Source organism: Amycolatopsis sp. NPDC049691, assembly GCF_040675005.1.
Classification (GTDB): domain Bacteria; phylum Actinomycetota; class Actinomycetes; order Mycobacteriales; family Pseudonocardiaceae; genus Amycolatopsis.
This window is the reverse complement of record NZ_JBFANX010000011.1, coordinates 248,223-258,159: the sequence shown is the minus strand read 5'-3', so window position 1 is coordinate 258,159 and position 9,937 is coordinate 248,223. Positions and strand designations below refer to the sequence as shown.

Sequence of the window (9,937 nt, the reverse complement as noted above, 5' to 3'; positions counted from 1 at the left end):
TCCGAGTACCCGGGCCCCGTCCTCAGCCGATGGCGATGGCGAAGATGTGCATCGCCGCCGTCCCGGCGTTCGCCCCGTCGCTGATGTCCGGCAGGGTCACCGACTGCACCGTCTTGCCCGTCCGCAGCGGGATCGGGGCGTAGTACAGGCTCACCTGCTGATTCAGCCGGCCACTGCTGTTGTTGAGGTACGGCAACGTGGTGAGGACGTCGCCACCGGTCGCCGCGTTGGCCCACCAGTCGGCGAAGCTGACGCTGTGGGACTCGGAGGTGCCGTCGGTGTAGGTCACCGTCGCGGTGCCGGTGGGACTGCCGTAGTCGCCGGCGCCGATCAGGCCGAGGGTGTGGCCGGTGCCGGAGACCATGATGGTCTGCCCGCCGGCCACCCCGCCCGCGACGACGTTGTCCGGGCTGCCCGGCGTGACGTCGGGCCAGGTGAACGTCAGGCCGTCGTGGGTGAAGGTGGCGCCCGGGGTCAGGCTGGGTGTCGCGGCGGCCAGCGCCTGCGCGGAGAAGCTGGCGTTGCCCCCGTCGAAGTTGCCGGCGCCGGGGGTGGCGTCGTCGCTGACGCCCACGTTGTTGTAGGCCGCGGGCAGCGACGGGTACGGCGGGTGCGGCAGGATCACGGTGGTCGCGTCCACCGAGGTGCCGGGCCCGTTGGCGGAGGTGAACGTGGCCTGCGCCGACACGTCGAACTTCCCGGGCTGCGCCGAGGCCGGCACGGCGACCTGCCACGTGGTGCTGACGGTCTGCCCGGCGGCGACGGTGGGGAAGGTGGCCGGCGAGGTCGCCGTCGCGGTCCAGCCGGCGGGCACGCTGAGCGTCAGGGTCACATCCCGCAGCGGCCGGGCTCCCGCCGGGTTGGGCAGGGTGGTCGTGACGGTGTAGCTCGTGCCCGGTTGCACCCGGTCGGGGGCGCTGAGCGTGAACGGCTGCTTGACCACGACGGGCGTCGAGCCGGTGACGCCGTCGACCGTGACGCTGATGGTCGCGACGCCGGGCGCGATCAGGGACACCTTGCCGGTCCGGCTCACCTGGGCCACGCGCGGATCGCTGCTGCGGTAGACGACGTGCTTGTGCGTCAGGTCGGCGAACGACTGGTCGGTGTTCACCGCCTCCACGACGTGGTCGGCGGGCACGTGCTGGGCGGCCTGGGCGGTGTCGTCGGCGATCCACGGGTTCTTGCCGGCCAGGTCGATGCTCTGGCCGGGCGCGAAGACCACCTGGTCGGGCTGCACGGTCACGTACTGCGTCCGCGGGGTGATGGCGCCGGTGACGGCCACCGTGGCGGTGCCGGCGAGGTGGGCGGCGTCGGCACCCACGCCGAACCGGTACGAACCTTCGTACACCACCTGGCGATGCTTGGCCTCGTCCCAGAGCGACAGGTCGCTCAGCCGCACCGGGATGGTCAGGTGCTGGGTCTGGCCGGGGGCCAGCACGCCGGTCTTCTCGAAGCCGGCGAGCCGCTGGCGCGGCAGTTCCACGCCGGGCACGCTGAACGCCGTGGCGGCGTACAGCTGCGCGACGGTGGCACCGGCCGTGCTGCCGGTGTTGGTGACGTCCAGCCCGATGGTGACCGTGCCGTCCGCGCACGCGGTCCTGGTGTCGGCGTGCACGTGCGAGTAGGCGAAATCCGTGTAGGAGAGGCCGTAGCCGAACGGGTAGGCGGGCGCGCCGGTGAAGTACTGGTAGGTGCGGCCGAGGCCGCCGGTCTGGGACGGCGTCAGCCCGTAGTTCTTCATATCGGGCAGCTGCGTGTCGTCGGCGTACCAGGTGAAGTTCAGGTGCCCGCTGGGGTTCTGCTTGCCGAAGAGCACGTCGGCCAGCGCGGTGCCCTGGCTTTCCCCGTTGTACGCGCTGAACACGATGGCCGGGTAGCCGCTCTTGGCGTGGTCGAGGGACACGGCGCCGCCCGCCTGCACGGCCAGCGCGGTGCGCGGGTTGCCGGCCGCCGCGACCTGGTCGAGCAGCGAGTCGTAGTTGCCCGGCATGGCGATGCTGGTGCGGTCCTTGCCTTCGGTGGCCACGTTCGTGTCGGTGCCGGCGAACACCACGACCAGGTCGGCCGTCTTGATCGCGGCCATGGTCGCCGCCGAGCAGCTCGCCGCCGTGGTCGTGCCGGTGGACGTCCCGCACGCGTCGAAGGTGATCGTGGCGGCCGGGTTGGCCGCCTTGAGCGCGGACGTGATGCCCTGCACGGCGTTCACCTGCAGCGCGGGCTCGCCGGAGTAGTCGCCGAGGGTGACCTTGCCGGCGAGGTCGCCGACGACGACCACGTTCGTGAGCTTCGCCGGATCCGCGGGCAGTAGCGGCGTGCCGGAAACCTTCTCGTTCTTCAGCAGCACCAGCGAGTTGTCCGCGACCTTCGTGGCCAGCGCCTGGTGTGCGGCGCTCTGGATCTGGTCCTTGGTGATCTTCGTGTAGGCCACGCGGTCGGCCGGGTCGAACTCGCCGGTCTGCATGCGCATGGTGAACAGGTGCACCAGCGCGTCGTCGACGACGCCCTCGGAGAGGACGCCGGCCTTGATGGCCTCCTGGATGTTGGCCAGGGTGTCTTCGGAGCCGGTGCAGTTGAGCTGGGTGCCCGCGCGCAGCGCATACGCCTGGCCGCCCGCGGCGCCGGAAACCTGCTGTCCGGTCGCGGTGTTCGTCCACTGCGTCGCCGCGTTCGCGGTGGTCGTGGTCCAGCCCGGCGGCGCCCAGTCGTGGCTGCCGGGTGCGTAGACGTCGCCGACAGCGCCGCAGTCGGACGTCGTGTAGCGGTCGAAACCGTAGGTGCGCTGGGCCAGTTCGTTCGCCGTGTACGTGTTCGCGGGCGCCGGCGTGCCGTTGATCGCGTTGTACGACGTCATCAGGCCGGAGACGTGCGCGTCCTGGATCAGGTCCCGGAACTGCCGGGTGTAGTAGTCGCGGATGTTGGCGTCCGTGGTGTCGGAGGAATCCGCGTGGCGGTCGTTCTCGACGTCGTTGAGCGCGTAGTGCTTGGCCGTGGCCGCGACCTTGAGGTACGGCGTCATCGGCCGGCCCTCTCGCGTCTGGCCCTGGTAGCCGTTGACGAACGCGCCGGCCATCCTCGCGACCAGGTACGGGTCTTCGCCGAACCCTTCGTCGGTGCGGCCCCACCGCGGGTCGCGGTCCAGGTTCGCGGTGGGCGCCCAGTAGGTCAGGGAGCCGTAGCCGTTCTTGTCCGGGCCGATGTTGTTCTGCGCGACGCCCCACAGCGACTTGTCCAGCATGCCGCGGGCCTCGTCGGAGATCGCCGTGGTCTCCTGGTAGATCAGGTCCGGGTCCCAGGACATGGTGCTCGCCAGGTTCGTCGGAAAGCTGGTGGCGTGCACGCCACCGGTGACGGTGCCGGCGTTGGTGTTCGCGCCGAGCGTGTTGAGCCCGTGCTGGCCTTCGCTCCAGTACGTGTACTGCTGCACGCCGAGCCGCGGGATGGCCGGCGCGCTGTTGGTGTGCAGCTGCAGTACCTTTTCCGGCAGCGTCATCCGGGAGACGAGGTCGGCGGCCCGCTCGGCGAAGCTGTGGTGGGTGTCGCGGTAGACCGGCAGCGCGGCCGCGGCCGGCTGCGGGCCGGCCCACGCGGACGGGACGAACGTGGCCGCGGTCAGGGTGGCGGTGAGCAGGGAAACGGCGGTGAGCCGTGCCCTTCGCCGGCCGGAAAGGAGCAAGGACATCGGATCTCCGTCACAGAGCGTCGGTGGGGATCACCTGGGTGCTTGCTGAGTTCCGGTGAAATCCCCGGCCTGGTCGAACACCATCGTTAGCAGCCGATCCCGTTTCGGGGCAAGGGTTTCGGCTCCGCCCGGTCGCCGGGCTGTGCTTTCCGGATGTAACTTTCAGCCGGCGACCCGCGTGGCTACATTTCGGCGCGGCCGCCGCTCGGTTCAGGTGCGCGGACAGGCCGTGCCGTTGAGGGTGAACGACGTGGGCGCCGCCGTGGTCCCGGTGTGGGTGGCCTGGAAGCCGATGGTGACCGAGGCGTTCGGTGCGATCGTGCTGTTGTAGGCCACGGCGCGAGCGGTCACCTCGCCCGACGACGGCGAGTACGTCGCGTTCCAGCCGGAGGTGATGATCTGGCCGTCCGGCAACGGGAAGACCAGCGACCAGCCGTCGACCGGGGTGGTGCCGGTGTTCGTGATGGTGAGGTTTTCGGTCAGCCCGCTGTTCCACGCGTTCACCGCGGCCGCGACCGCGCACGAAGCCGACGGCGGCGGGGTGGTGGTCGTCGTGGTCGGTGGTGCCGTGCCGGTCAGCCCGAAGAAGGCGATGGCGTACGCGGCCATGCCGGTGGCGGGCAGGCTGTGGCCGGCTCCCTGGATGCTGTATGCCTCGACCTGGACGGTGCCGGACGCGTCGGCGAAGCGACGGCGGTTCCAGCCGGACTGCGGGGTGTCGGTGGACGTCGGGGTCTGACTCAGCCCGAACACATTCGTCCACTGCTCGATTTCCTCCTGCAACAGGGAATAGGGCACGAGCGTGTCGGCGGTGCCGTGCCAGAGTTGCATCCGCGGGCGCGGACCGGTGTAGCCGGGGTAGGCCTGCCGGACCGCGTCGCCCCACTCCTGCGGGGTGCGGTTCATGCTGCCCCCGGTGCACTTGCTGCTGCCGGGCGGGTAGTCGGCGGCGTTCGCGAAACAGCTGAACGGCACGCCCATGAACGCCGCGCCGGCCTTGAAGACGTCGGGGTAGAGCGCGAGCATTTCATTGGTCATCATGCCGCCGGAGGACGATCCGGTGGCGAAGACCCGGCCGGGGTCGCCGCCGTAGTGCTGCTCGGCGTAGGTGACCATCGAGACGATCGAGACCGGGTCGCTGCCACCGCCGCGCCGCTTGGCCGCCTCCGACCAGGTGTCGAAGCAGTTCCCGAAGCCGGCCTGCTGCTGGGCGCTCGGGTAGATGACGAGGAAACCGTACCGATCGGCGAGCGAGGCGAATTCGCTGCTCGCGTAGAAGCCGGGGCCCGAGCCACCGCACCCGTGCATGGCGACCACGATCGCGGGGTGGGCCGGGTGCGAGTCCGGCACGTAGACGTGCATCCGCATGCCACCAGGGTTGTCGCCGAAGCCGGTCACCTCCACCAGTGAGGCGGCGGCAGCGGGTGGCGGCGCCGACAGTGCGGCGCCGGCGATCAGCGCGGCGCCGGCGAGCATGCCGAGCAGTGTCCTGAGTCTCGTCATCGTCGACCTCCGGTCGGGAATTCCCCGCCACGACGTTAGGCAGTTCCACAACGGCCGTCAATGATTTGCCGAGCATCGAAAGTTTCGGTCAAGGGCAGACGAATATTTGGCGGTCGCCGCTTTTTCGGGAGTTCGAACCTCAGGTTCCGCGTCTGGCCGCGGTCGAAGGCGTCACCCCGCCCCCGATGACCGCCCTGGTCGGCGGGCGACGCGCCCGACAAGCGGGTCACGCTGGTGTGCCTGACCAAGGCCGACGCCGCCTACGTCCGGACGCGGCGCCAGGCGGGTGTGCACGCGTTTGACCGGTTGCCCGGTGAGCTCGCCGGCGAAGAGGTCGAGGCACTGGTGGCGGCTCTTCCGGCGCTGAATCTACTGGCACAGCTCGAAAGCCGGGACCACGAAGGTCCGAAGCGGTCGGCGGGGTCGCGAAAAAGGCGTCGCCGGTGGCGCGTTCTCAAAGCCAACCGTTGCGGTCGGCGAGAAATCGCAATGGGACCGTCGCGTCGACTGAGACGACGACACCGCGCAGCGCTCGCGAACTCTGGAGCCGCGCTGCCAAAGGACGTCCCTCATCGGCCTGAACGCAGCGGCGCGTGACGAAGAACCGCACCCGTTGTTCCTGGAAGCGCAGACGCTGGTTGACTTCACAGAGACCGCATCCAACGGGGAGGGCTCGCGGGCCCCGTTGCTCTGGAGCACAGACTCTGTTTGGTCAAATTCGTCGGCATGGGAGAGCCTCCCGTCAAGGTGTCACCGAGCGCTGTGCTCGACCGGATCGACACCCATGACCACAGCAAAAAGCGGGCCTCCACAGCTGTGAGCTGCGGAAACCCGCTGTCCGGTCGGGCTGACAGGATTTGAACCTGCGACCCCTTGACCCCCAGTCAAGTGCGCTACCAAACTGCGCCACAGCCCGGACCCGCACTCGCTGAGTGCGTGAGAAGTACTCTAGCGTGCCCCTCAACTGCGCCTGCAACTGGGGCCTCCATCCGCCTGACCTGCGCAAACGCAAGTCAGGCGGATCGCGGCAAGATCAAGCCGGGTTCGCGGCGTGTGTCAGCGTCTGCCATGCCACGAACAGGTTGTTCGAGCCCGCCGGGCGCTGGCGCTCCGTCAACGTCTGCGTGTTCGTCATCGCGATGCCCATGCGCGTGTGCAGCGCGTTGAACCCCACCTCCGTCACCGGGCCCAGGCCGAGCTTCAACGCGCCGCCGCAGAGCCATGATGGCGGGGCCGTGCCCAGTTGGTACTTCGACTGGAACCCCAGCGCCTGGCGGAGGCGTTCGCCCACGTCTGTTCCGTACACGTCCTGGCCCTGGATGCGCAGTGTCTCCGCCACGTCCGCTATCGCCGCTATGCCGTAGCCCGTGTGGGTGAAGTCGCGGCACGTCTCCTGGGTCAGGCCGTCCACGAACGTCGACTGGCCCTGCCAATAGCTCACGATCTCCGAACGCGTGTCGAGGCCGCTGCCGGGGACCGTTTTCGGCAAAGAACCGTCAGACGACAAGTACACGTACGCCGCCACTCGGTTGCGGTAGCGGGTTACCGCCTTGTCGAAGTTCGTCTTGTCCTCCAGGAACACCGAGATGCCTACCGCGGCCTCCATCATGGACAGTTCCCAGTTGCCGTTGCTGTTGCTGCCGTTGATGACCTGGTTCAGGTACACATTGCGCAGCATCGTGCCGAAGCGGCCCGAGTTCGGCCAGCTCGAATACGTGTACTTGATGATCTCCGCCGCGCGGGGCCACGACGAGCCCGCCCAGCCCGTCTGCAACGGCGCGTTGCTGTTGGTGTGACTCGTGATCGTCGCCGACCACGCGTCCATCAGCGCGATCGCCTTCTGCGCGTACCGCGCGTCGCCGGAGATGTACCAGATCAGCGCGTCCGTGTACGCCGCGATCGCGTCTTCTCGCTCATCGGTGCACCCGTAGTTCGGGTTCGAATAGGACCCGCACTCGACGACCGCACGCGGTTTCGGGGTGCGGGAAAGCGAGGCGTAGGAACTCGAGACCGCCTGGTCGTACGCCGCTTTCCACGGCTGGGCGCCGGCCTTCACCTGCGACTTCACGAAGTCGAGCTGGGGGCGGCTGACCAGCACGCCCGGGTGCGTGAACGTCGCCGGCGCCGCGGGGGCCGGGGTGCTGACCAGGCCGAGGGTGAGCGGTATCAGGGCGGCGAGCATGACGACTTTTCTCAAGCGGGACATGGCTCTCCTCGAGACGACGGTGTCCGGGGGCTGGCGCGCCAAGCCCAAGTTTCATGGTCCAGACCATCGTCCGTCAAGAAGCCGGAGGTCCCTTTCTTTGTCTCCTGAATAAAAGAAACCGAAAATGTTCAGCCCGCTGAACGGAAGGCGGTTTCCGTTCAGCGGGCTGAACGAACTCAGCCGAGCCCGGCGCTGACCGCGTTCATCAACGTCCCGGTGTCACCCGACATCTCCCACGCCATCACGCCGAGCAGGCCGCGCGACTTGAGCCACGTCGTCTTCAGGCCGATCGACCACGCGTCGTCGAACGTCCACCACTGGCCGCCGTTGCCGGTGTAGCACGACGTCGCGACCGCCGCCGTGTCGTGGTAGACCGTGCACGCCGGCACGCTCGCCACCAGGTTCGCGTACCCGCGCGTGCCCGCCTCCTCGGCGAACTGCCCCGGCGCCGCGCCGGTCGCCGACTGCCATTCGCCGTGCTTTCCGCCGTCGGCCACGCCCTGCCAACCTCGCCCGTAGAACGCCAATCCGAGCGTCAGCCGGCGGGGATCGACGCCCGCGTTCGTGTACGCGTTGATCGCGCTTTCCGCACTGAAGTGGAAGTTGTACGGGTCGTCCGCGTCGGCATAGAGGTTGCCCTGGTGACCGGTGCGGTTCGGCTCCCACGAATTGTCACTGCCGGAGCCGTGGAAGTCGTACCCCTGCACGTTCGCGACGTCCAGGTAGCTGAAGACGCGGGACAGGTCCCAGCCGGCCGCGACCTTCGCCGGGTCCGCCGGGGTGAACGCGTGCAGCTGGTAGCGCTTGCCGGTGGTCGCTCCGTACGCGTCGAGCTGCGCGCGGAACTCGGCCAGCAGGGCGGTCAGGTTGTCCTTGTCGTTGGGGCTCCAGTGGTTGCCCGGGTGGCCGTCGGCGCTGGCCGGCCACTCCCAGTCGAGGTCGATGCCGTCGAAGATGCCCGCCGCGGTGCCCGGGCCGCCGGCCCCGCCGTAGGGCGCGATGTTGCCCTTGATCCACGTGTCGAGGCACGACGAGACGAACTTCTTGCGCGACGCGTCCGTGGCCGCGACGTCGGAGAAGTACTTCGAATACGTCCAGCCGCCCAGCGACACCAGCACCTTCAGGTTCGGGTGCTTCGCCTTGAGCTTCTTCAGCTGGTTGAAGTTGCCGCGCAACGACTCCCAGCCCGTGTCCGCCACCCCGTCGACCGACTGCGCCGCCGAGAACGGCCGCGAGTAGTCGGCCTCGGCGTCACCCGCGCCGTCGCCCTGGCTGGGGTCCTGCGGGTTCGCCGTGGTGCCCTTCGTGACGCCGGAGAGGCAGGTCAGGTTCACCGGGTCGATGTTCTCGAACGCGTACAGCAGGTGCGTCAGCTTCGCCGCCGCGCCCGAGGTCTCGAGGTTCTTCACGAAGTACTGCCGCCCGTAGATGCCCCATTGGACGAAGTACCCGACCTTGGCGTAGCCCGAGACGATGTCGCCGGTCCGAGCCGTCACCGCGGCACTCGGCGCCGACACGTTGTCGTAGCCGTCCCGGGCACGCACCGTGAACGTGTACGAAGTGGACGGTGCCAACCCGGTCACGACGGCGGCCGTCGTGGTCACCGTGGTGGCCAAAGTGGACCCGCGGTAGACGTCGTAGCTGACGACGCCCGTGTTGTCCGTCGACGCCGTCCACGCCAGGGACACGCTGCCCGAGTCGGCGGCCGTCGAGCGCAGCCCGGTCGGCGCCGACGGCGCCTGGGTGTCGTCGGCCGGGTTGTTCGTCGTGACGGCCAACGCCGCACTGGCGGGCGACGTGTTTCCCTTGGCGTCTTTGGCTTTCACCGTGAACGAGTACGCCGTGCCCGGCGTGAGCCCGGAAATGGTGGCACTCGTCCCGCTCACCGACGTGGCCAGGGAAGTCCCCTGGTAGACGTCGTACCCGGTCACCGGCAACGACCCGGCCGCGGAAGCGTTCCACGCCAGCGCGACCGTCTTGGTCGTCTTCGCGACCAGCCGCAGGTTCGCCGGCGCGCCCGGGGGAGTGTCGGGTGAACCGTCGCAGTTGGCGTTGTCGACGCGGCACTGCGTGGGCGTCGCGGCGGCGCTGAGCCGGAACGTCGGGCTGTAGGGGTAGGTGTTCCGGCCCGGTGCCAGCGTCGCGATGTAGTACGCCGGGGTGAGCGTGACCTGGGTGCCGTTCTGCGTCACCGTGCCGTTTTCGCCGGTCGAGGCGGTGACGCCGGCGGGCAGCGTGAAGGTGATCGCCCAGTTGCTCACCGACGCGGTGCCATTGTTCGCGACGGTGTAGGTGCCGGTCGTGCCGCTCATCGCCAGGGTGGCGGTCAGCGAACCGGCTGCGGCGGCGGGCGGCGCGAGCGCCGCGGTGCCACCGGCAGCTATCAGTACGGCGGCGAGTGCGGAGCGTAGTCGTGCGGAGGTGCGTCTCATGGCGGTTCTCCAAGCGGCACGAGGCGGGGGACGACGTGGTCTAGACCACATCGAATGTAACCCGGTGCGGGGAGAACCGCGCACGCCCGAACGGCGGCAACCGGTGTCCGAACGGAC

At 69.1% G+C, this 9,937-nt stretch carries 4 protein-coding genes and 1 tRNA gene; all 5 read right to left on the bottom strand.

Annotated features, from left to right (window positions below; genetic code table 11):
- Positions 1 to 22 precede the first annotated feature (22 nt).
- The 5 genes from AB0J40_RS25770 to AB0J40_RS25750 all read right to left on the bottom strand — a co-directional run bounded on the left by AB0J40_RS25770 (position 23) and on the right by AB0J40_RS25750 (position 9,820).
- Positions 23 to 3,679 carry a glycoside hydrolase family 3 C-terminal domain-containing protein gene (locus AB0J40_RS25770; RefSeq protein ID WP_364457248.1) on the bottom strand — a complete coding sequence of 1,219 codons (3,657 nt, stop codon included), beginning with the start codon at positions 3,677 to 3,679 and terminating at the stop codon, positions 23 to 25.
- A 210-nt stretch (positions 3,680 to 3,889) separates the two neighbouring features.
- On the bottom strand, positions 3,890 to 5,182 hold the full coding sequence (locus AB0J40_RS25765; protein WP_364457246.1) for a PHB depolymerase family esterase: 1,293 nt from the start codon (positions 5,180 to 5,182) through the stop codon (positions 3,890 to 3,892).
- 842 nt (positions 5,183 to 6,024) lie between these two features.
- Positions 6,025 to 6,098, bottom strand: a tRNA-Pro gene (locus AB0J40_RS25760).
- A 117-nt stretch (positions 6,099 to 6,215) separates the two neighbouring features.
- A complete protein-coding gene (locus AB0J40_RS25755) occupies positions 6,216 to 7,388 on the bottom strand; it encodes an alginate lyase family protein (RefSeq protein WP_364457244.1) in 1,173 nt (390 codons plus the stop codon).
- A gap of 176 nt (positions 7,389 to 7,564) precedes the next feature.
- The gene (locus tag AB0J40_RS25750) at positions 7,565 to 9,820 is read right to left on the bottom strand and encodes a glycosyl hydrolase family 18 protein (RefSeq protein ID WP_364457242.1); all 2,256 of its coding nucleotides are present in this window, start codon (positions 9,818 to 9,820) and stop codon (positions 7,565 to 7,567) included.
- Positions 9,821 to 9,937 lie beyond the last annotated feature (117 nt).